General features: G+C 22.2%; 22 protein-coding genes and 2 pseudogenes. 18 read left to right on the top strand and 6 right to left on the bottom strand.

Features of this window, described 5'->3' with window-relative positions:
• Window positions 1-14 precede the first annotated feature (14 nt).
• The 8 genes from X271_RS03185 (at window position 15) to X271_RS02070 (ending at window position 9,302) form a co-directional block, all read left to right on the top strand.
• Window positions 15-2,525, top strand: coding sequence for an ATP-binding cassette domain-containing protein (locus X271_RS03185; RefSeq protein ID WP_025208822.1), 2,511 nt, complete (start codon window positions 15-17; stop codon window positions 2,523-2,525).
• A gap of 17 nt (window positions 2,526-2,542) precedes the next feature.
• A complete protein-coding gene (locus X271_RS02100; RefSeq protein WP_025208821.1) occupies window positions 2,543-3,979 on the top strand; it encodes a hypothetical protein in 1,437 nt (478 codons plus the stop codon).
• 41 nt (window positions 3,980-4,020) lie between these two features.
• Entirely contained in the window at window positions 4,021-5,223 is a 1,203-nt protein-coding gene (locus tag X271_RS02095) for a hypothetical protein (protein WP_025208820.1), read from the top strand.
• Window positions 5,204-5,800 carry a ribosome biogenesis GTP-binding protein YihA/YsxC gene (gene yihA / locus X271_RS02090; RefSeq protein WP_128571649.1) on the top strand — a complete coding sequence of 199 codons (597 nt, stop codon included), beginning with the start codon at window positions 5,204-5,206 and terminating at the stop codon, window positions 5,798-5,800. Before X271_RS02095 ends, yihA begins: the two co-directional genes overlap by 20 nt.
• Window positions 5,801-5,815: 15 nt before the next feature.
• The gene (locus tag X271_RS02085; protein WP_128824177.1) at window positions 5,816-6,382 is read left to right on the top strand and encodes a hypothetical protein; all 567 of its coding nucleotides are present in this window, start codon (window positions 5,816-5,818) and stop codon (window positions 6,380-6,382) included.
• A gap of 94 nt (window positions 6,383-6,476) precedes the next feature.
• A complete protein-coding gene (locus X271_RS02080; protein WP_025208817.1) occupies window positions 6,477-7,181 on the top strand; it encodes a hypothetical protein in 705 nt (234 codons plus the stop codon).
• 11 nt (window positions 7,182-7,192) lie between these two features.
• Window positions 7,193-8,737: a 2,3-bisphosphoglycerate-independent phosphoglycerate mutase gene (gpmI, locus tag X271_RS02075; RefSeq protein WP_025208816.1), complete on the top strand. Its 1,545-nt coding sequence runs from the start codon at window positions 7,193-7,195 to the stop codon at window positions 8,735-8,737.
• Window positions 8,738-8,753: 16 nt separating this feature from the next.
• Window positions 8,754-9,302 carry a hypothetical protein gene (locus X271_RS02070; RefSeq protein WP_025208815.1) on the top strand — a complete coding sequence of 183 codons (549 nt, stop codon included), beginning with the start codon at window positions 8,754-8,756 and terminating at the stop codon, window positions 9,300-9,302.
• Here the strand turns inward: X271_RS02070 and X271_RS02065 are convergent.
• Both X271_RS02065 and X271_RS02060 read right to left on the bottom strand, forming a co-directional pair.
• On the bottom strand, window positions 9,299-10,171 hold the full coding sequence (locus tag X271_RS02065; protein WP_025208814.1) for a glycosyltransferase: 873 nt from the start codon (window positions 10,169-10,171) through the stop codon (window positions 9,299-9,301). The genes X271_RS02070 and X271_RS02065 overlap by 4 nt on opposite strands.
• Window positions 10,172-11,458, bottom strand: coding sequence for a UDP binding domain-containing protein (locus X271_RS02060; RefSeq protein ID WP_025208813.1), 1,287 nt, complete (start codon window positions 11,456-11,458; stop codon window positions 10,172-10,174).
• 107 nt (window positions 11,459-11,565) lie between these two features.
• On the opposite strand from X271_RS02060, the gene X271_RS02055 reads away from it, so the two are divergent.
• Window positions 11,566-13,671, top strand: a complete 2,106-nt coding sequence (locus tag X271_RS02055; protein WP_128824176.1) for a hypothetical protein — start codon at window positions 11,566-11,568, stop codon at window positions 13,669-13,671.
• A 51-nt stretch (window positions 13,672-13,722) separates the two neighbouring features.
• Window positions 13,723-15,384: a hypothetical protein gene (locus X271_RS02050; RefSeq protein WP_025208811.1), complete on the top strand. Its 1,662-nt coding sequence runs from the start codon at window positions 13,723-13,725 to the stop codon at window positions 15,382-15,384.
• 3 nt (window positions 15,385-15,387) lie between these two features.
• Here the strand turns inward: X271_RS02050 and X271_RS02045 are convergent, their stop codons facing one another.
• The 4 genes from X271_RS02045 to galE are packed head-to-tail and all read right to left on the bottom strand — an operon-like array spanning window position 15,388 to window position 19,503.
• Window positions 15,388-16,383 (bottom strand): hypothetical protein, encoded by a 996-nt coding sequence (locus tag X271_RS02045; protein ID WP_025208810.1) that lies wholly within the window; start codon window positions 16,381-16,383, stop codon window positions 15,388-15,390.
• A 2-nt stretch (window positions 16,384-16,385) separates the two neighbouring features.
• Complete coding sequence (locus X271_RS02040) at window positions 16,386-17,354, bottom strand: hypothetical protein (RefSeq protein ID WP_025208809.1); 969 nt, start codon at window positions 17,352-17,354, stop codon at window positions 16,386-16,388.
• A 4-nt stretch (window positions 17,355-17,358) separates the two neighbouring features.
• Window positions 17,359-18,525, bottom strand: a complete 1,167-nt coding sequence (glf, locus tag X271_RS02035) for a UDP-galactopyranose mutase (protein ID WP_038462268.1) — start codon at window positions 18,523-18,525, stop codon at window positions 17,359-17,361.
• Window positions 18,526-18,534: 9 nt separating this feature from the next.
• A complete protein-coding gene (galE, locus tag X271_RS02030) occupies window positions 18,535-19,503 on the bottom strand; it encodes a UDP-glucose 4-epimerase GalE (RefSeq protein ID WP_025208808.1) in 969 nt (322 codons plus the stop codon).
• Between the two features lie 178 nt (window positions 19,504-19,681).
• On the opposite strand from galE, the gene rpsJ reads away from it, so the two are divergent.
• The 8 genes and pseudogenes from rpsJ to rpsC all read left to right on the top strand — a co-directional run.
• Window positions 19,682-19,996, top strand: a complete 315-nt coding sequence (gene rpsJ / locus X271_RS02025; protein WP_038462266.1) for a 30S ribosomal protein S10 — start codon at window positions 19,682-19,684, stop codon at window positions 19,994-19,996.
• Between the two features lie 10 nt (window positions 19,997-20,006).
• Window positions 20,007-20,948 (top strand): 50S ribosomal protein L3, encoded by a 942-nt coding sequence (gene rplC / locus X271_RS03445; RefSeq protein WP_025208807.1) that lies wholly within the window; start codon window positions 20,007-20,009, stop codon window positions 20,946-20,948.
• Window positions 20,948-21,601 (top strand): 50S ribosomal protein L4, encoded by a 654-nt coding sequence (gene rplD / locus X271_RS02015; RefSeq protein WP_025208806.1) that lies wholly within the window; start codon window positions 20,948-20,950, stop codon window positions 21,599-21,601. The genes rplC and rplD overlap by 1 nt, the downstream gene beginning before the upstream one ends.
• A complete protein-coding gene (gene rplW, locus X271_RS02010) occupies window positions 21,588-21,980 on the top strand; it encodes a 50S ribosomal protein L23 (protein ID WP_128571647.1) in 393 nt (130 codons plus the stop codon). Before rplD ends, rplW begins: the two co-directional genes overlap by 14 nt.
• 13 nt (window positions 21,981-21,993) lie before the next feature.
• Complete coding sequence (rplB, locus tag X271_RS02005; RefSeq protein ID WP_038462263.1) at window positions 21,994-22,842, top strand: 50S ribosomal protein L2; 849 nt, start codon at window positions 21,994-21,996, stop codon at window positions 22,840-22,842.
• Between the two features lie 6 nt (window positions 22,843-22,848).
• Window positions 22,849-23,124, top strand: coding sequence for a 30S ribosomal protein S19 (gene rpsS, locus X271_RS02000; protein WP_025208803.1), 276 nt, complete (start codon window positions 22,849-22,851; stop codon window positions 23,122-23,124).
• A gap of 12 nt (window positions 23,125-23,136) precedes the next feature.
• Window positions 23,137-23,466 (top strand): annotated as a pseudogene (rplV, locus tag X271_RS01995) (50S ribosomal protein L22); the annotation flags it as partial.
• A gap of 49 nt (window positions 23,467-23,515) precedes the next feature.
• Window positions 23,516-24,181, top strand: a pseudogene (gene rpsC / locus X271_RS01990) (30S ribosomal protein S3); the annotation flags it as partial.
• Between the last annotated feature and the right edge of the window lie 44 nt (window positions 24,182-24,225).

The raw sequence follows: 24,225 nt of genomic DNA, 5'->3' as shown, positions 1-24,225 counted from the left end.
TTTTAATTTTTAAAATGAAAAAAAACAAAGTTTTACAAAATAATCAAGATAATCAACAAGAAAAAGAAAAAAGCGATTTTAAAACCATTTTTTTAAATGTTGATTATTTAAGATTTATAAATAAATACAAAGTCATTATTGATAATAAAGATAACTTAAAAAGAAAAATTAAAAATTTAGAAACGAAAATTATTTTGTTGCAAGAAGAAAATAATGATGATAATTTAGCAGAAATTGAAAATATAAAAAAAAGAATAGAAGAATTACAAAAAAAATTAAATAATGTTGAATTTGAAGGAAAAAAATATTTTGAAAAAATAAAAAGTCTAGAAGAAATTTTTAAAAATAATTATTTTCTTGAATTAAAAAATGTTCGTAAAAATTTTGGTAAAAAAGAAGTTTTAAAAGGTATTAATTTAAAAATAAAAAAAGGTGATCGAATATCAATTATTGGTCATAATGGTTCAGGAAAAACAACTCTTGCAGATATTATTTCTGGGGTAAAAGGAGCTACAAATGGAAGTTTAATTTACTATGTTGGTAAATCAAAAGAAGATCTAGGTGATAGCATTGGAATTCAATTTCAAAAATTAAATTATCCTGAAGGATATAAAGTAAGTGAAATTATTATTTTTTTTAATCGTATGGTTAATAAGAAAATTAGATATACAAATCGCGAATTAAAGATTTTAATTAAAGAATTTGGAATCGATAAATTTTATAATAAAACATTAATTTCTCTTTCAGGAGGACAAAAGCAAAGAGTTAATCTTTTTCTTGCTTTTATTAAAAAACCAAAATTGTTAATTTTAGATGAATTATCTACAGGATTAGATATTGATATTTATGAAAGGGTTGTATCTTTATTTAAAAGATATATTGAAGAAAATAAAATTACAGTTATTTTAATTTCACATAATCTTTTAGAGATAAAAAATCTTACAAATACGGTTTTTCTTTTAAAAAATGGTGTAATCTCTCTTGAAATGCCTTCTACTAAATTAAATGATAAAAATTTTTATGATTTTATTAAAAGAAATGATGAAAAAATTGATTTTAATTTTGAATTTAATGTGGATAAAAAATATATAAAAAGCAAATTTTATAATATTTTTAATTTCTTTCCTAAAATTATTAAAAAAAATTTCGATGATGTAACAGAATTTAAAATTAATATTGATAAAAAAAATACTAAAATTATCAAAATAGAAAGTGGAATTGATAAATATGATAAAAAATCGATTGATTTTAAATTAGAAAGAGATCATTTATTAGAAAAAACAATTGAAGCAAAAGAAAATAATAGTTCTCATAGTTTAATTGATCGAAAAATAAATAAAATTAATCATAAAATTTGAAAAGTAGAATCGAAAAAAAATCGAATTGAAGATGATATATATACAATTCAAGAAAAAATAATTGATGAATATAAAGAATTAATTGAAATTTTTGAATATAAAAGAAAATTAAAAACAAAATCATTAAGAAAACAAAAAGCTAGTAAGCAAGAATTAAAAAAACAAAAAGAATTTTCAAAAAAACATAAAAAAATAATAATAAATAAAGAACATATTAATCAAATAGAAAAAGAAATTTTAGATAAAGAATCTGTTTTACAAGAAGAAAATAAAAATTTATCATATCAACTTATTTTATTACAGGAAATTCCAGAAAAATATCCAAAAATATTTAATAATGAACTATTTAAAAATTATCAAAAAGAACAAATTAGAATTATTAATGTTAAAAAATATTTTGGAATAAAACCTGCTGTCGATGGGGTGATGCTAAATTTAAATAAAGGTGAGAGAGTTGCAATTACAGGACCAAATGGAAGTGGGAAAACAACACTTACAGAAATCTTAGCAACAACTTTAAATAGTACAACTGGAAGAATTAAATATTATTTTGCTCCATCAAGATCAATTGCAAAACACGAAATTGGAATGCAATTTCAAGAATCTAAATTTCCTTCTGATTTAAAAGTAAAAGATATTCTTTTATTATTTTTAAATACTTCAATGTGAGCAATTTCAGAAGAAGAACTTTGAAAATTAGTAAATATTTTTAAATTAGATCATATTTTAAAATCAAATGGAGATGTTTTGTCAGGAGGAGAGAGACAGCGTTTAAATGTTATTATTGCTTTATTAAAACAACCAAGTTTATTAATTTTAGATGAAATATCAACAGGACTTGATGTTGAATCAATCGAAGAAATTAATCAATATATTAAATATTATCTTGATCAAACAAATGCAAATCTTGTTTTAATAAGTCATAATCCAGTAGAAGTTTATCGTTTAGTTGATAAACTTATAATTTTAAAAGATGGAAAAGTTTCTGAAATTCATAATTTGAAAAAAATGAGTTTATCTACAGTAAGGAAAATTTTTATTGATATTTATAAAGATATTAATGATAAATTTTTAGATCTTAAAAGTTTAAATTTTAAAACAGATACAATTGAAAATAATTATGATATTGTACAAAAAATAGATAGCAAGAAAGAAAAAGAAGTTTAGTAGAGGGAAGACTAATAATGTGGTATTATATAAAAATTTTATTTAAGCAATATTTAAAATCTCCTTATACATATTCTGCCTTTTTATTTCCTTTTATACTTATTATTGGATTGGGACAATTAATTCCTGCTGCAATTATTATTCCTTCTGCAATTACAGTAGGAATTACGATTACAATTTTATTTTTATTTGGTGGTTCAATTCAGGAATTAAGAAGAACCTCTCTTATTAAATCGATGTCACTTACAAAATTATCAAAGGGAGCGATTTTTTCTGTAAATATAATAGTTGCTACTGTTTTTTCATTATTTACAACAATTGTAATAATGGCATTTTCATTTGGAATTTATCAATCTGGTTATCTTGCAATTGATTTTTCAAATTTTTTAAATGAATATCCCAATCCATTAGTTCTTTTAAATTTTGATATTAATTGAGATCAAATTTATTGATTTACATTTATTTATGCAGTAATTCTTACTGTTTGTTTATCTTATTCAATTACATTTCTAATTATTTCATTTACAAAAACAACAAATGCTCTTTATATTGTTTCTATTTTGTATTTTCTTTTAATTTTAATTTTAGGAGGGATTATACTTCCTGTTGTACTAGGAATGTTTGTAAATTCTCCTGTACAAAATGTTTATAAATTTATTCCTCATTATTATACAAACCAATTGATGTCATCCGCAATGGCTTCTAATAATTCTTATCTTGCTAAATTTTTAGAATCGGATTTTGTTGAAACACTTACAAAATATATTAATGTTCCGCTTGTAAAAGATGACATATATGCCTTAGGAGATTATGTATCAAGTCTTGATGGTGATCTTACAAAAATTACAAGTGATGAATTATCAGCAATAGGATTTGAGTCAAATCTATTTATTTTACTTAGTGCACATGGATCATTTAATCAATTAGATATTGAACCGATTGTTCTTACAATAATTGATTATGAATTTGGATCAGCTGCAGCTGCAGCAGCAAATACAGCAATAAGTAGTGCAACATTAGAAGGGGAAGTAAGTGATTCAATTTTAATGTTAATTTTAAATCCTGATACAACATCATTTACAATTAATAACATAGAAGCTAATATTCTTATCATTCCTGGGTTTGGGCAATTTATCCCCGAAGGAGAATTAAGTGGAAATATTACAATTTCAGTTTTTACAATTGATTATCAATTAATTGGAGATCCTTCTAATAGAGAAATTTCTCTTATTGTATCAGGAGGGGGAGAAATTAGTGCAGAAACTTCAACAAATCTTAGTTTATATATAAGATTAGTACTAGAGAATCTTGATGGATTAGAAAGAGTTTTTGCAAATACAGAGCCTTGAAATTGAGGAAATTTAGATTCAATGTTAAATTCATTTTTACCTTTAATATTAATAATAATATTTGGGGGAATTGGAATTCATTACTTTAAATGATCAATTAGATAATTTGTGATTTATAATATTTAAGTGAGGAAAGGTAAATATAAATGTGACCCTATTTTAAAACAATTTTAAAGCAATACGGAAAATCACCTTTTACATATGTTTCAATTATCTTTCCAATAGCTTTTTTATTTGGGCTTGGGCAAGTAGTTCCTGTTAGTTATATTTATTCTACAATAGTATCAATCTCAATTATTATGGTTGCTTTTTTTCTTTTCGGAGGAACAATTCTTGAAATTAGAAAAACATCACTTATTAAATCAATTTCGCTTACAAGATTGAGTAAATCAAAAGTTCTTATTGTTAATTTAATTACAGCACTTATATTTACAACAATTATAATTATAATTATTTCGCTTATTGTATTTTTTCTTACGATTGGGAATAGCAATTTTCTTGCTACAGATTGGAGTTTTTGATCAGATCAAAAAATATTATTATTGTTATCAGGTGATATTTATTGAGAAGATGTAAAATGAGGACTTTATTTTTATTCCTTGATTTTAGGAGTATTACTTGCATATGGATTAGCTTTTCTTTTAATTTCACTTTCAAAATCTTCTACTACTTTATATTTATGATCATTTTTCTATCTTTTATTTTTTATGTTTGGAACTTATACTTCAATTCCTAATATTTTTGTATTTGGAAAAAGTAAAGATATTCCATCGATTGAAATTTTGCTTGATTTAAGATACGTAGTCCCTAATTATTATTCAAATCAAACAATGCAGATAGCATTATCAAATGATGCTACTTATAATTTTATTGAAAGTTTATTGGAAGAGGCCGGTCTTAATAGTGAGACAGCAACAGAAATTACCGATGTTATTTTTAATAAATTAGGAAATGTGCAAAATTGAGATTGAGATAATTTAATAAATGATGCAACTATTTTTGCTAGTTCTACTAACTCTGAACTTGAAGCATCATTTCAATCTGTACAAGCAGGTGGTCCTAGTATTTTTAGTAGTGAAACATTTCAAAATCTTGAAAAGATTTCAGTTGATTTTTTAGGAAATGAAGTTCCTGCTACTATTGTATTTAAAAATGTTGATTCATTAAATACTTTCATTACAAATTTATTTTCGGAACCAGCAGAAGATTGACTTAAATTTTTTATTGATCCTTTTGTTTTATTTGATATTTCTGATTCCCAATCAATTCTTTATTCATTTACACCTTTAGTAATGATTATTGTTTTTATAGGAGCGGGGGTGAAAAAATTTGAATGATCAATTAGATAATAATAATTTCTTAAAAAATGTAAAGTATTTACTTACTACAGATAGTTTAGATAAAATGCCTAATGATAATTTAAAAGAGATTGTAATAATTGGAAGATCAAATGTTGGTAAATCAACATTTATAAATACAATCGCAAACAATAAACAACTTGCAAAAAAATCAAATAAAGCAGGAAAAACACGTGCCATTTCTTTTTTTGATGTTGATAATAAATTTCGTTTGGTCGATATTCCTGGTTATGGATATGCAAATGTAAGTAAAAAGCAATTGCAAATATTTTCTAAAATGCTGGGAGATTATTTTTCGAAGCGAAATAATTTGGATCTTGCAATCTTACTTTTAGATATTAGAAGAAAACTTTCAAATGATGATTTTTTAATGATTAGTTATTTACAAGAAAATAAGATAAATTATCAAATTGTTGCTACTAAATTAGATAAGGTAAATCAAAAAGAAAAAGCAGCATTTATAAAGGAAATTAAAATTAAATTAAATAAAAATAATATTATTTTATATTCAGCAATAAATAAAACTAATTTAAGAGCAATCAAAAATTTATTTTCAAATTATTTTTAATTGTATAATTTAATTATGGCAAAAGCAAAAAATAAGGAAAAAAGAGAGTTAACATTTGAAGATAAATTTTTTATTTTTAAGTTTGTTTTTTTAATTTTTGCAGTAGTTACTTTAGTTTCTTTTTTTACAGTTGCATCAATTAAATTATCTGATACAGTTAAATTTAATAATGATTTAGATGGATTTCCAATTGCTTCTGATTTAGATAAAGAAACATATACACCAATCGTATTTATGTTTATTTTTGCAGCAATTTTTGCTGTTTCTATTGTTTTTTTAATTACTAGTTTTAAAATCGCCAAATTTCAAAATATATATTATGGTCTTTTTATTGCAATTGTGATTATTTTATTTATTACTTTATATTTTTTTTATGCTGAAAAAATATTATATTATGCAAATTTATATCAAAATGATCCAGCTTGAAATATTATAAATAATATTCCGGGAATAGAAATTGTTGAAAAATACACAGTAGATGATATTATAATGCTTGTTATTGCTTTTATAACACTAGCAATTAATGGAATTTATCTTTTATTTATAAATTCTGTTTCTATTTCTGATGAAAGATTAGAATAGAACAATTTTTGCATTTATAAACTTTTATTAAATCATTAATAAAGTTTATAATTTGTTTGTATTATAAAAAATGATAAGGAAATAAAATTAGGCTGTGATTCGTTCTTTGCGTTTAAATATTAAAAAAAAGATTAGAACGATTGATGAAATTGATGTAAATATTAATAATAATTTTCCTGATATTAAGAAATTTTTAAGTGGTAGTAATCATAAATTAAAGATTACAACAATTTATATAAATATTGAAAATTATCAGATTTTGATCGAAAAATTAAAAGAAAAAGATCAATTAAAATTTATCAATCTTTATACAGAAAGTATTTTAAAAATTTTAAATTATTATCAAATAAATAATTATCATTTATTTGGAACTGAGATTTATGCTTTCATAGATCATTATTCAGTTAATAATTTTCAAGAAGGAAATTTGCTTACAGCTGCAATTGAAATAAATAGTTTTTTAGATAATTTTCCCTTTAAAATAAATTACAAAATTATCATATCAACAGGAATGGATCTTTTTTCAATTATCGAAGAAAAAAGAAAAAAAAGATTAATTACAATTGTAAATGGAACAATTTTTCGAGCAAGAGAAATTTTTGAAAATACACCAAAAACAAATTTAATTTATCTTAATCAAACTTATGAAAAAAACAATAATCGTTGATTGCAAGAAATTGTAAAATGACCTTGTTCATATCCAAAAGAGATTGAAAATAAAATAAATGATCAAAAAATATATGAACTTAATTGTGTTTTTTCAGATTGAAAAATGAAAAATTTAAATAAGAAAGGCTAATTTAAAATATTATGGATAAAAAAACAAAAAAACCAGTTGCTTTAGTTATTTTGGATGGATATGGACAAGCACCAGCAGGAAAAGGAAATGCTGTAAAACTTGCTAAATCACCAAATATCGATAAATGAAAAAAACAATTTCCAAGCATTTTAATGAACACAGGAGGAAAATTTGTTGGTCTTCCAGATGGACAAATGGGTAATTCTGAAGTTGGACATATGAATATTGGAGCTGGAAGAATTGTTTATCAATCTCTTGCTCTTATTAATAAAGAAATCAAAGAGGATTTATTAAAAGATAATAAAATACTTCTTAAAGCAATAAACTATGCTAAGAAAAATAATAGTAATTTTCATATAATGGGACTTTGTTCTGATGGGGGAGTTCATGCACATATAGATCATATTATTACTCTTGCTAAAATTGCAAAAGATCATAATGTAAATGTTTTTGTTCATGCGTTTACAGATGGAAGAGATGTTTCTCCAGTTTCTTCACAACAATCAATTAAAAAATTAATCGATGCTAAAATAAATATCGCATCAATTAGTGGCCGTTATTATGCAATGGATCGTGATAAAAGATGAGATCGAATTCAACTTTCTTATGATGTTATTGTTAATCGAAAAGGGGAAAATTTTAAAGACATTTTTAAATATATTCAAGAAGAATATAAAAAGAAAGTTACTGATGAATTTTTAATTCCTGCTTATAATAAAAATTTAGATGGACAAATTAAAGATAATGATGCTGTTTTATTTGCTAATTTTCGTTCAGATCGGGCAAGAGAAATGTCTCATATGTTAATTGGTTCTAATACAAAAATTACAAATTATGATTATGAAGCAAAAGGGAAAAGATTAAAAAATTTATTTTATGCATCAATGCGTGAATATGCAGGAATTAAAACAAATATTTTATACCCTGCAAAACATATGAAACATCTTTTGGGTGAAGTATTAGAAAATCATAAATTAGTACAAATGCGTGCTGCAGAAACAGAAAAATATCCTCATGTTACATTTTTCTTAGATGGACAACAAGAAATTCCTAAAAAACATGAAAAAAGGATTTTAGTAGACTCTCCTAAAGTTGCAACATATGATTTAAAGCCAGAAATGTCAGCTTATGAATTAACAGATCGAATTATTGAAAATGCAAATGATGTAGATGTATTTATTATAAATTATGCTCAACCTGATATGGTAGGACATACAGGATCTATTCCTGCTGCAATAAAAGCTTGTGAAGTTGCTGATCAAATGTTGGGTAGACTTTATGATAAAATTGTAAATAAAATGGGAGGAGTAATGATTATTACAGCTGATCATGGTAATTCTGATGTGATGCTTACAAAAGAAGGAAAACCGATGACAGCACATTCTTTAAATCCAGTATTAACAATTATTACTGATCAAAATCTTATATTTAAAGATAAATTTACAAATCCAAAAAATATAAAATCTAAATTAGCAGATTTAGCACCAACAATCTTACATCTTTTAGATATTAAAATTCCAAAAGAAATGACAGGAGAAGTTTTAATTAAAGATTAATATTTATAAATTTAATATGAAAGATAATTCTAAAGAAACAACTAATATAAATAATCCAGAGCAAAAGATTTCTCGAAAAGAACAACAAAAATTAGATTGAAAAAATAGTAATAAAAGACTTTGACCTATTTTAATATTTTGAATCTGATTTTTAATAATGTCAATTGGATTAGGAATACTAATAATAATTGATGCTGGACAAGGAATTAGTGATACTGTAAATTCTGATAATGGAATGGAAGGATTTATAATTTTTTTACAAAGTTTATGAATTTTTATTGCTGCTACTTTTTATATAATTTTAATTATATATTCAGGTTTTAAAATATATAAAACAGCTTCACTTATTTCTGATAATAATTATTATAAACATCGTTTATTTGTGATGACTTATTTAGTACAAGACCAAAATAAAGATTATTCAAAACATGAAATTAAAACAATCTATAAACAAAATAAAAATAGAGTAAAAGCAGAAAAAGATAAAGCAAAAGCAATTAAGGCACAAAAAAAAGCAGAAAAGAAACTAACAAAAACAAAGAAAAAAAATAAAAAGAAATATTAAATTCATTTAAATTTTAAAAAACAAGCAAAAAGGATTCATAAATTTATATTAATTCTTTTTGTTTTTATTTTACTTTTTACATATTTATAAATTTGGTATCTATTTTTAAATTTTTGTTTTAAAAATAATGATCTTATAAATCTTGGCTTTACACCCTTTGATAATTTTTTATAATTTAAATTATAAAATTGAATATTTTTTTCAGTATCATTTATTATTTGATCAATGTTTTTATATTTATAACTGTAATTATATTTAAGATTATTTCATATTGAAGAGAAAGAATTGCGATTATAAATATAAAAAGGAATGTTTATTTTTTGATAAGAGCTATCAAGATCAACTATCATCCCAAGATATTGATCTTGATTATAAAGTAAGTCAATATTAATTAAATTTTTTTCTTTTTTTATTTTATCTACTGAATAGATTGTATTAAAGTTGTAATATCTTACTTCTTTAAAATTTTGATATTTTATTTTATTATCTTTTAATTTAAAAAAGGGATGTAAAATAAAATCTGCATCAATTAATTTTAATTTATTAATTATTTTTTCTAAAAAATCAAATACTAAAAAATCATCAGGATCAACAATTTTAAGATATTTACTATTTATTTTATCAATAGAATAAAATAAAGCTTTGTTTTTTTTTACATTTTCCTGAACATTTAAAACTTTTACTTTATTATCCATGAAGTAATTTTTATATTTATTATTATCGGTGTCGTCAAAAATAACAATATCAATTTCTTCTGTGAGTAATTGATTTTTTTTTATGTAATTAATTAATTTATTAATATAATTTAATTCAATAATTGTTGGATTATATATTGAATAAAAGAAAGTTAATGTTTTTTTAGAACCCATTTAATTTATTGTATCACCAATTTTAAAATGAGTATTATAATTAGTAATTGGTAAATAAGATTTAAGATCGATAATTTTTTTATTAATAATTTTTTTATTTATTAAAAAATTATTAAATATTTCTCAATCTGCACCGATAAAAATAAGATCACATTCTTTCAAATCATTATCAATATTATTTGAAAGATGATTACTATTTATTTTTTTATTTATTTTGTTTAAATTTAAATTATTAAGATTTGGTTCTCATATTTTAAAATTATATTTTTTCCTAATGAAATAATCTATTAAATCTTTTGTTGGTGTATCTGTAATATCGTTAGTTTGTCCTTTAAATGAAATTCCTAAAATTAAAATATATTTGCTTATTTTAATTTCATTTAAGTAATTTTTATATATTTTTCTTCTTTTTAAATTATATTTATCTAAATTGTTTAAAAGTTTAAGATCATATTTTGAATTTGTTAAATTAAATAAACTTCTTGAATCTTTCGGATAACAAGAACCACCATAACCAATTCCTGGATTTTTAACACGCGGTTTTACAGCTAATAATTCATTTAAAATAGGAGTTAGATTTGAAAAATTTAGTTTTTTATTTTCTGCAATATTTGCTAATAAATTTGAAATTGTAATTGAAAAAGCATCAAAAGAATTATGAAATATTTTAATTATAATAGATTCTTTTATAGGTAAAAAATGTAGTTTTCTAAAATCTTTTTCAGAAAAAATTTCTTTTAAATTTTCTTCTTTTAAATTTTCATTTTTTGTAAAAATTATTTTATTCCAATTAAGATTTTTTTCAATATCTTTTCCTTGTGATAAAAATTCTGGCCAATAATTTAATTTTAATTTATCAAATTTTTTATAATCATTATAATTAATTGTTGATCTTATTATTATTTCTGCATTTGGATTTATTTTTTTAATATTTTCACTATATTTAAAAATTAAATCAGTGTGTAAATTATATTTTTCTTCTTTATTAAAAATTATTTTCTTTTTACTAATAAGAGGGTTTGTTGGAAGACTGATAAAAAAATAATTATATTTTTGATAATTTATTTTATTTATATAATTTAGTTTTTTAAAAATACTTGGATTTTTATTTAAAAAATTATCAAGATAATTATCATTAATCACATTTTTTCTATTTTTTCAATTATTAATTTTTTTTTGATCAATGTCATAAATATCAATATTTTCTATTTTTTCATTATTTAATAATTTAAGTGCAGTATAAAAACCAACATAACCTCCGCCTATAATTAATATATTAGTTTGCAAGTTATCTCCTTTTGTTTCTTAAAACAAATTTAAAATATTATTTTCAATATTTGAATTATAATAAAAATAATTATAACTATATTAAATTAATTTGTAAAATTATAAAAATGAATAAAAAAACAGCAATAATTTTTAAGAAGATTGAAGATCGAAAAAAATGTGATATTTTTTTTAAAGAAAATATTTCTAATTTCAAAAATTATCAATCTTTTTTAATTAGTGAATTTAAAGAAAATAATTTTTATAAAATTTCTATTGAATTAAAATTAAAAAATTTTGATTCATTTATTTATTTTGAAAGTTTTGAAAAAGGTTTTGATTATTATCAAATTAGAAAACATAAAATAATAAAAATTGACAGAATAGATTTAAATTTATATTTTATTTTTAAAAATAAGGAAAAAATTTTTTTTAATTATCAAGATGTAAATAAATTATTTATCGTTTATAAAAAAGCAATTGAAAAGAATAAAAATTTTGTAAAAACAAGTGATGTTAAAAATAATGAAAATATTTTAATTGTAGGAAATAATATATTTAAAAAAGAAGACTTTAGTTTTCAATTTGAAAAATTAAATTTATTAAATAATTTTAAAGATTTAAGTGAATTTAAAAAATATATATTTGATAAAATTGGGTTTTACAATATAAATACAAGAGAATCAATTAAAATTGATCCAAATTATTTTGATGATTTTTTAGAAAAAGTAAATAATAATTTTTTTGATGGTAAAAACAATAATTTAAAAATTAAATTAATAAAAAAATCAGAAGATCAAGAAAAAATTTATTATGATTTTTCTCATAATTATGGGAAATTCTTAATTATTAAAAACAAAAAAAATAAAAAATATCAATTTGAAGTTAATTTCTATTTAAAAAATAAAGTAGAAGTATTAAATTCTAAAAATAAATTAAAATCAATAATTTCAAAATATTCTAATCCTTTTCAAAAGAAGAAAATATCATTAAAAAAAATATTACTAATATTTTCTTCTTTTGCAATTTTAGCAGTTACATTATGATTAACTTTTGGGGTTATATATGAAGGAAGTTATGATAATGTATTTGATATTTTAGGAGCAGGAACAGATACTTTTTGATTTTATTTGTTGATTTTAAATTTTTTTGTATCTATTTTTTTCTCAATGGCTTTAATGCTTCTTTTTAATTACATTGAGAAGAAGAAATTTAATTGAAAAAACGCTTTTAAATGATTTATAGCAGCACAAATTAGATTTTTTGTATTAGGACTTACGGGAAATCATATTCTATCAATTTTTTTCTATACTCTTTATATGAATAAAGCAATTAAAATTCCGAAACCAAAAATTGGAGGAATAATTGGAGCTGGTTTCATTTTTAGAGGTGTAATACATCTTTTATCTGGGGTTATTTTTGTTACTATTGGATTTGCTTATTTATTTTCTTTTAATATTAGTTCTTTTAATATGGATTATTATATTTATTTAATATTGGGATTATCATTAGGGGGATTATTTATTTCTACAGGATTTTCAATTGTATCAGGACTTGCAATTATAAATACTCGTATTCATAATATATACCTTTATTTTAATTTAAAATATAATTTGATTTTTCATAAAAATAAAGATTATTTTCACTTATATAATTTAATTGAAAATAAATCTTATGAATTAAAAATAAGTTCTAAAACTTGACTTAAAAATAAAAAATTATTGATTCGAACAGGACTTGTAATTTTTTTATTTTTTATTTTTGAAGCAATTGAAACAATGGCAGCATATGATTTAACAGTTAATTATGTAAATACAGAACTTATTCCTAATAACATAGATCAAATAATTGTAAATTTTCCAAATATTGATCCAGATACTGTTTATTTAAATACTCAATATAACTTTATTGAATTTGCAGGATTAAGATCTATAGTTAAAAATGCAAATGATTTTTTCCCTTTTATTCCTTTTGGATATGTTGAATATCTGGTAAATGGTTTATACCAAATTCTTTTATGACAAAATGTTTATCAAATTGCAGAAATAAATAATATTCCATTTACTCCTGATACTTGAAAAATAGATATAAATGGTTTTATTGATATTTTTTCAGCATCTACAACTTTTGTAACAATGTTTTTTGGCAAATATATGCGTTTATTATTTAGCTTATTTATTTTTATTTATTTCATATTTTATGCATTTGTTTTCAAATCCTCTAAAAATACTTAATTTAAAAAAATTAAGTATAATTTTTTTAATAAAATTATTAAAGATAGAGAAATGATAGAAAAAAAGAAAATATTACTAATTTTTGTTGTGTTTATTCTTGCTTCGCTTTCAATTTTATTTTTATCTTGAATTATTTATTTTTTTGTAAATGATAATAGTAAAAATAATGTTAAAAATGAAGAATTTTTAGAATTAACTAATTCAGATTTATTTTATGAAAATGACTATGAACAACCAAATAAATATGTTGTTTTAGATTATAAAAATCAAAATGAAGAAATTTTTAAAACTGATCAAAATGATAAATCTATGTTTCATCCATATTATAATAATGAAGGAGATTTAGCTTTTACATGATTTGTAAAAAATGAGGATTCAGAAATTATTTTTTATAATGAAGTTTATAATCAAACAAAAAATTTTATAAGCAATGATGATTTAAATTCAAATGAACCGAATAATTCATTAAATGAATCCAATTCTTCAATAAATCACGAATTTATTTATAAAAGTGATTTTGATAATAATTATTATTTTATTATTGATAATTTAAACACTTGACAAGGAAAAGAAAACGATGATAATGGTGGTTTGGGAGATCTTTCTGTTCAACAAGTTGATATTATAGAAGAAAACACAAATGATCAAGAAATAATAAGCATCTCTGATTTATTAAATTATTCAGAAAACTATTGATATTATATTGATGAAGATACAGGTGAGTATTATCGAACAATAATGCCTAGTAATGATTTTTTTCACTTTAATTCAATTGATTATTATGAACAAAATATTTACGTTAATTCAAGAACATTAGGTACATTTCTTTCAATTAAAGTATTAGATGAAAATGGTAATATATTAAATAATCCTGAAGTAAATTGAATTTATTCTGGTAATTATGATAGTTATTATTATTTATACGAAGAAGATCTAGATGGAGATCATTCTATTATTTATAATGAAGAAGAAAATAAATATATTGCAAATTCAGAATATGATCCACAAGAAACTTATGATTTTCATAAAAATAATGGGGGATTACAAGATAAATTTATAAATTGAGAAATAAATGGTAATTATTATCCTACAGATAATTTAGAAAATTTAAGAAAAATTCAAAATGAAGAAAAAGAGCAATTATTTATGGGAGAACATTGTGTAAAGATTTTAAATCCTTATATTGAAAAAGTGGGTCCTGAAAATTTCTTTTTAGATCCAGATGCTTATGATCCAAATGATTTATATTTTTCAATGTTTGATAATCATGCAGAATGAGGTAATACTAATTTAGAATTACAAGAATCTTTATATAAAGAAGAATGATATTCACACGATAATAATTCTTATATTAAAATAGTGGAAGTTAATCCAAATAGTACTTCATCAAAAACAAATCTTTCACCGATGACAGGAAGAGTTATATTAAATCATAAAACAAGTCAAAAATCTCCTACAATTTCATCAACTTTATTTTTTGAAGAAAATGGTAATAATTATGTTGCTGTTGATCAAGGTAATGGAATAAGTGATTTTTCTGATACTTCCCTACTATCGATTTATCAATTTGATAAAATAGATACAGCAAAACAAGATTTTAATAAATGAGAAACTGTATATGAACAAGATTTTGGAGATCAAAAAATGATATTTAGAGCTTATCCAATTTGAGACAAATTAGATGATAATGTAATTGTTAGTTGAAATGGATAATTTTTAAAATTTAAGTTTAAATAAAAGCGATAATAAAAGACCAAATTTAAATCAAAAAAAATGTTTTTTATTTTTATTATTTGAATAAGCAATATAGTTTTTATTTATTTTTTTAATTAGAAATAACATGTAAAAAAATTTAAATGATTTATTAAATCTATTTTTGTCATAAAAAAATAAATCATTATAAACATTTTTTATAAAAAATTTATTAGGTTTATCTGTAATGATTTTATTATTTAAATTTTTTGTACTTTTTTGTAAAAATTTAATAAATTCACATGAAGCATAATAATAATCCAAATTACTATGTTTTTGCTTGGAAATTGAAACTCCTGCTCCTGGATTATTTAAATATGGAGCCATATTTGGAATATAAGTATAAATTAAATCATATTCATTTGCTTTTATTGCAAGTACATCATCAGATCATTGTAAATGATTAAATGATCAATTTTCTTTTTTAAGTTTTTTTAAAAAATATTTAGGATATATTGTATTTGGATTAAAAGATACCGGTTTAAAAAACTTTTTAAAGCTAACATTTTCCAGATTTTCAAAAATTATTTTTTGAATTACATTTATTTGTCTATAGGCATGAATAATATATGATCTAGGATCTAAATTATCAATTTCTAATGCAATTTTTATTGTTTCATCTATTAAAATTAAATCATCGGGATCACACATTTTAATAAATTTAGCATTAATTATATTTATTTTTTCGATTACTTGATTAATTCTTTTTAGATTTTTTTCTGCTTTATAATATTTTAAATTTTTTATTTTTTTAAATTCATTTAAAATTTTTTTAAAATTTTCTTCTTTTTCTAATTCAGGATTATCGGAAATAATTGAATAACTAATTAAATTGTCAATTCTATCTTGATATTCCTCATTAATTTTGTTATTTATTTTTTTAAAAATAGTTAAATAATTATCTATTTCAATTAAATCTATTTTATAAACGGTTAATGCAATATTTAAATTAAAATTCATTTTTAGACCTTTATTTTCTTTTTAATTATTTGAAAAAAATAAAATTTAATTAAATTTAAAAAATTTCAATTTCCTTCTGTAATATCTATTTTTTTAAAAATTTTATAAGTTTTTCTTATTAATAAGATTCTTTTAATTAAATTAAAATTAGTTCCAATTAAAGTATTATGAGATGTATAAAAATCAAATTTTCTTGGAAATTTAGTATATTTAATTTTTATTAATTTGTCATTTAATTCAATTAAAATATTTAAGTAATAAAAGGTATCATAAAATAATTTTTTATAATCACTTTTCATTTGTTTTTTGCTGTGACTAAATTTATTAGTTGAATCTGATATTCCTTTTCTTTTGTTATAAATGTAAAATCAATTTTTTTCCATTGTAATAAAAATAATATCTTCATTTATAAGATTTGTAATTGAAAAAATTGAATCACTTGATTTTGATAAATCTTTATATTTAAAGGGAAAATCTTTGATTCCTTTAGTACTAAGAATTGTGTTGTAATTTACAGGAACAGATTTTAATAACATTTTTTTAACTTTTGAAACATTGATATTTCATTTGCTATAATATCAACCTTCTAAGTATCCATGACTTGTTAAAATTAAATATTCTTGATTTTTGTTTAATAATTTTATTTTTTTTACAAATTTTTTTAAATTACTCAAATGAAGCAAATCATCAGGATCACAAATTTTAAGAAATTTTCCTTGTATTAAATTTTTATCGCAAGCATCTTTTATTACATAAAATTTACCATAATTTTTATTATATATTTTATATTGTGCTTTTTCTTTTTGAATTAAATTTAAAATATTTTGATTTATATTTGGATTATCTATTAAAAAAATTACTTGAATATTTTGATCATTTTTTAAAAAATTATAATATTCTAATCAATTTTTTATTTCATAATATTCTGGATTATAAATAGTAATTGCTAATGTTATTATTTTCTCATTCATATCTTTAAAATTTGAACTCTAAAGCATCTTTTGTTGCTTGTCACATTTGTTTATATTTATATTCTGAAAGTCTTCCTAAGAAAAAAAGATTTTTTATCTTTTTGCTTTCATTTAAATAATTACTATAATTTTCTAATTCATTTTTTGTATAAATTGGATAACAAGGAATATTAAATTCTTTTGAATCTTCTGAATATTGTCCTGGATATTCTTTTCCTATTGTTGTAATCCCTTTTATTTCTTTATTGTTTTCTTGTTTTAATAATTTTTTATATTCTGTAATTCTAGTCATTTTTAAATCTGCAGGATAATTTGTAACTGATCTATTTTGAAATGAATCAATTTTTAAATTTTCAAATTTAAAATTAATAGAGCGATAATTTAATTTTCCAAATTTATAATTAAATAATTTATCAATAAGACCTGTATAAATAATAGGTTTAGTAATTTCTTGATCATAAATGTATGTTTTATTATTTATTATTTTAAGATCATTAAAGTTTGAATTTAAAATAATTTTAATATTTTTATCATCTATTAATTTTTTAATATATTGAGTATAGCCTTTTTCTGGTATTGCTTGAAATTTATCAGTAAAATAACCATCATCATAAGATAAAATAATAGGGATTCTTTTTAATATATTTTTATCTAATTTTGTCGGATCTTGGCCTCACATTTTTTTACTATAATTTTCAAATATATTTTTATAAATAAATTCTCCAAATTTTTTAGTAATTGAATTTTCTGAACTTATCAAATCAAAAATAAATGTTTTTTCTTCATTTTTAAATTCTTTTTTTAATTTTTCTTTAATTTCATTTGCTTCTTCTGGAAATAATAAATCAATTGATTTAAAATTAATCGGTAAAGGAACTTCGATATCTTTTACTTTTACATTAACTTTGTGTCTAAATTGTTTCCAATTTGCATAATTTTTAATAAAATTAATTACTATATCATCATTAGTGTGAAAAATGTGAGGACCATATTTATGAACCATGATTCCATATCTATCTTTAAAATCATATACATTTCCACCGATGTGTTCTCTTTTTTCAAATATTAAAATTTTAAGGTCTTTATTTTGATTAATTAATTTTCTTGCTAATGTTGCTCCAGATATACCGCAACCAAAAATGTAATAATCAAAATTATCTATATTTTCCATTTTTTTATTTTATAAATTTAGTTCTTCCTTTATTGTATCTATTATATTTTTTTGATTTTTTCAATTCAATTTTTTTTCTATTTTATTTATATTTGCGATTAAAATATCAGGATCTCCTTTTCTTCTTTTATTACTAATTTTATAATTTATTTTTTTATTTACTAAATTTTCTATTATTTTTATTATTTCTAAATTACTATATCCTTTTCCTGATCCTACATTTAAAATTTCTGATTTATTTTTTTTAAAAAGATAATCAATTGCTAGTAAATGGATATTAGCTAAATCATTTATATTAATATAATCTCTTACACAAGTTTTATCTTTTGTTTGATAATCATTACCAAAAATTTTTATTATTTCATTATTTTTAATTGCATTTGCTATTTTAGGAATATAGTGACTTATATTATTTTTAGGAGAATAATTAAGATTTTCTTTTTGATCTCCTCCTGCAATATTAAAATATCTAAAAATAATACTTTTTATACCAATATTTTTTGCTTTTAAAATTAATTTTTCTCCTATTAATTTTGTAAGTCCGTATGTATTAATTGGATTTTTTGGATCTTTTTCTTCTATTGGTATTTTAATAGGATTTCCATATACGGCTGCACTTGATGAAAAAATAATTTTATCAATATTATATCTTTGCATCATTTCTAAAATATTTATTGTTCCAGAAATATTTACATTAAAGTATTCAATCGGTTTTTCTTCTGATTCTTGAACTTTTATAAGTCCTGCCGTATGTATAATTAAATCTATTTTTTCTTTTTTAAAAACATTATTTAATTTATTTTTATTTAAAATATCACATTTTATAAATTTATAATTTTTATTTCTTATTTTTTGTTCATAACTATTAATTAAATTATCAATTACTATAATTTTATAGTTATTTTTTAACAATAAATTAGTAATATTTTTTCCTATATATCCTAGTCCTCCTGTTATTAAAATTGTTCTGTTTTCCATATATAAAAAATTTTACTTTTTTATTAAAAAAATGTATCATTAATTGATATACTTTTTCAAAATTAAACACATAAATTGGTGGAAAATTTGAAACAAAATATCAACTCCCAATTATCATAAAGAAAAAATAATAAAAATAATCAAGAATTTTAAAAAAATCAAGGAGTATGAACCTTATATGGAGAAAAATAAGGCAATCAAAATTAAACTAAAATCTTATGATGCAAAATTAATAGATATTTCTGCAAAAAAAATCATTAAAATTGCAAAAGATTCAGGAGCAGAAGTATATGGACCTGTTCCTTTGCCAACAAGAAGAGAAGTATTTACTGTACTTAGATCTGTTCATGTTAATAAAGATTCACGTGAACAATTTGAATTAAGAACGCACAAACGTTTAATAGGAATCAAAAAATCAACAGCAGAAACAATTGAAAAATTAAATCGAATTGAATTACCAACTGGTGTTTCAATAGAAATTAAAATCAATTAAGAGGTTTAAGATGAAAGGTATTTTAGGCCGTAAAGCAGGAATGACAACTGTTTTTTCTGAAGAAGGAAGAGCAATTCCTGTTACTGTTGTTGAGATAAAGCCTAATGTTGTATTACAAGTAAAAACATTAGCAAATGATGGATATAAAGCTCTCAAATTAGGACTTGAAGATAGAAAAGTTAATAAATCAATCAAGCCAATGATTGGTGAAGCCAAAAAGGCGAATACTAATCCAAAATATTTCATTCATGAAATTAGAGATATGGATGGATTTGAGCGTGGAGATCTAATAAAAGGCAATATTTTTTTAAATGGTACTTTAGTTGATGTTACTGGAATTTCTAAAGGTAAGGGATTTCAAGGGACTATTAAAAGACATAATCAATCTAGAGGACCGATGACTCATGGTTCAAAATCACATCGTGTTGCAGGTTCTTCTGGTGATATTAGAGGAACTGTAAAAAGAAGCAAAAAGATGCCTGGTCATATGGGACATCAAAAAGTTACAATGCAAAATTTAGAAATTGTAGCTTTTGATGAAAAATTAAATGCACTTTTAATTAGAGGATCAATTCCTGGTCCAAATAAATCTTTTGTTGTAATAAGAGAAGCAATTAAAAATACAGGAAAAGTAAATAATGTAATTAAACTTGTTGATGTAAAAGAAGTTCAGATTAAAAATAATTTATTTGAAGAAGGTAAAAAATTTGGTGCTAAATTAACTTCTACAATGACAATTGAGCAGATGAATCAAGAAATTGCGCAAGCAAAAATAAAACACGAAAATGATTTAAAAGAACATCAAGAATTATTAAAAAGAGCAGAAGAATTAAAAATTAATAAAGCTAAAGCTCTTAAAATGTCTAATCAAGAATTAAAGATTGAAATTAATAAAATTGAAGAACTAATAAAATTAAGAAGTGAAAAAGCAAAAAGTGAGGAGAAAAAATAATGGCAACTATAAATGTTTTAAATGTTCTTGGCAAAAAAGTTGAAACAATTGAGCTTAATGATCAAGTTTTCAATATTATTCCTCACGAACAAGCAATGTATGATTTAATTCTTTCTGAGCGTGCCTCACTTAGACAAGGGACACATAGCACAAAAACTCGTTCTGAAGTTTCAGGAGGAGGAAGAAAACCTTGAAAACAAAAAGGAACTGGACGTGCTAGACAAGGTTCAATTCGTTCACCACAATGAAGAGGTGGAGGAATCGTATTTGGTCCTAAATCAGAAAAAAATTATGATCTTAAAATTAATAAAAAAGTAAAAATATTAGCTTTAAGATCAGGTTGATCACAACTTTTAAAAGAAGATAAGATTATTGTAGTTGATAATCTTGATTTTAAAACTCCTTCTACTAAAGATTTTAAAATTATGCTTAAAAATCTTGATTTAGAAAGCAAAAAAATTTTACTTGTTCTTCCTTCTATTACAAAAAATGAACAAAAAAATGCTTATCTTTCAGGAAGAAATATTAAAAATATTTCAATTAATTTAAATACTAAAGTAATGCTTGATAAACTTTTAAAAGCAAAAAAAGTTTTACTTACTAAAGAAGCAATAAAATCAGTTGAGAAAGGACTTATGAATGAAAAAAATTAATATAAATGATGTGATTATTAAACCATTAATTACAGAAAAAAATTCAAAGCTTACAGCTGATAATAATACATATGTGTTAGAAGTTCACCCTGATGCAACACGCGAAGATGTAAAAAGAGCAGTTGAATATATTTTTGCAAGATCAAATGCAAAAGTTAAAAAAGTAAATATTACAAAAGTAAAAAGAAAACCTAAAAAAATGGGAAAATATGAAGGTTTTAAAAAAGGTTTTAAAAAAGCTTATGTAATTTTAAGTGATGGAATAATTCCAATTTATGGTTCTGAAGGTGTAGAAAAAGCAAAAAAAGATAATAAAAAAGGTTTAAAAATTATTGATACTGAAAAATTAATGAAAGAAGCTGAGAAGAATATCAAATAATTAGGTGATTAATATGTCAGAAATTAAAAAATATAAACCCACTTCTCCCGGACGTCGTAATTCTTCTGTTATTGACTATAAAAAGGTAATTACAAATACAAAACCAGAAAAATCACTTACTGTAAAAAAAGTAAATAAAGCTGGAAGAAATAGTGAAGGTAAAATTACTGTAAGACATAAAGGTGGAGGGGTAAAACAAAAATATCGAATTATTGATTTCAAAAGAAATAAAGATGGTATTTATGGTAAAGTTGCTTCAATTGAATATGATCCCAACCGAACATCATTTATTGCTCTTATAAATTATATCGATGGAGAAAAAAGATATATTATTGCTCCAGAAAATATTAAAGTTGGTGACAAAGTTATTTCGGGAAAAGATGTTGAAATTACAATTGGAAATTCTCTTCCGTTAGAAAATATTCCTGAAGGTACATTTGTTCATAATATTGAACTTAAACCAGGAAAAGGGGCTGAACTTGTTCGTTCAGCTGGTTCAAGGGCACAGGTTCTTGGAAAAGATGAAACTGAAAGATATGTAATTGTAAGATTAGCATCAGGAGAAATGCGTAAAATTCTTGCAAAAAATCGTGCTACAATTGGAACTGTTTCAAATTCAGGTCATAATCTAGAAAGAATTGGAAAAGCAGGACGTAATCGCCATAAAGGAATAAGACCTACTGTTCGTGGTTCTGTAATGAATCCAAATGATCACCCCCATGGAGGAGGAGAAGGAAAATCTCCAATCGGAAGAAAAGCACCGATGACACCATGAGGTAAAAAAGCATTGGGTGTAAAAACACGTAAAAAAGATAAACAATCAAATAAATACATAATAAGAACTAGAAAGGGTAAAAAATAAGAGATTATGAGCCGTTCATTAAAAAAAGGACCATTTATCGATGATCACCTTGCAAAAAAAGTTGAAAAAGCAATTGCAGAAAAATCTAAAAAACCTATTAAAACTTGATCAAGAAGATCAACAATTTTTCCAAATTTTGTTGGATTAACATTCCAAGTTCATAATGGAAAAGAATTCATTAATGTTTATATTATTGAAGATATGGTAGGACATAAATTAGGTGAATTTGCTCCCACACGTAAATTTGGTGGACATGGTGAAGATAAAAAGAAAAAAAGATAGGAAATAAGAAAGATGGAAGCAAAGGCATTAGCAAAGAATATTCGAATTTCATCACAAAAAGCAAATCTTGTTTGTGAACTTATAAGATATAAAACTGTAGATCAAGCTTTTTCAATTTTAGATACTTCAAATAAAAAAGCAGCATCTTTACTTAAAAAGGTCTTAAATGCTGCTGTTGCAAATGCAACAGAAAATCATGGAATGTTGAATGAAGATTTAGTGATTATTAAAGCTGTTGCAAATGAAGGTCCAACAATCAAACGTTATCGCCCAAGAGCAAAAGGACGTGTTGATCAAAAATTAAAAAGAACTTCACATCTTGAGATTGTTTTATCTGATGATTTTAATAAAAAGGAAAAAAAGATAACAAAAAAAAGTAAGGAGATCACAAATGGGACAAAAAGCTAATCCGAACGGAATGCGTTTAGGAATTGTACGAGAGTGAAAATCAAGATATTTTGCAAAAGATAATAAACAATGAACTGAATGAGTTGTTCAAGATCGTATGATTAGAAATTACTTTGAAAAATATTTTAAAAAATGATCTCTATCTGTAGTTGAAATTGACCGTACAGAAAAAGAAGTAAGAATTACAATTAATACTTCAAAACCAGGGATGGTTCTTGGACAAGAAGGCTCTAATATTAAAAAAATTCAACTTGATATTATTAAATTGTTACGTGATAAAAAATTAAAAAGAACTCAACAAATTAAAGTTATTTTAGATGTAAAAGAAATTAAAAAACCAGATTTAGATGCAACAATTATTGCAAATGAAATTGCAAGTCAACTTGAAAATCGTGTTCCTTTTAGAATTGCACAAAAAAGAGTAATTCGTAGAGTAATGCGAAATGGAGCAAAAGGAATTAAAACACAAGTTTCTGGACGTCTAAATGGTGTTGATATGGCTCGTACTGAAGGTTATTTAGAAGGTCAGGTTCCTTTACAAACTTTAAGATATGATATTGATTTTGCAAAAACAAAAGCAAAAACAACATATGGAATTTTAGGAGTAAAAGTTTGAATCTCAAGAGGAGAAATTCTTAAAAATCGTAAAGATAAAGAATTAAGAGATCCAAAAAAAGAGCGTAATTTAAATCC

It is taken from the genome of Candidatus Hepatoplasma crinochetorum Av, from assembly GCF_000582535.1.
GTDB lineage: Bacteria > Bacillota_I > Bacilli_A > Mycoplasmatales > Hepatoplasmataceae > Hepatoplasma > Hepatoplasma crinochetorum.
The sequence above is the reverse complement of the archived record's forward strand: the minus strand, read 5'-3'. Positions and strand labels throughout refer to the sequence as shown.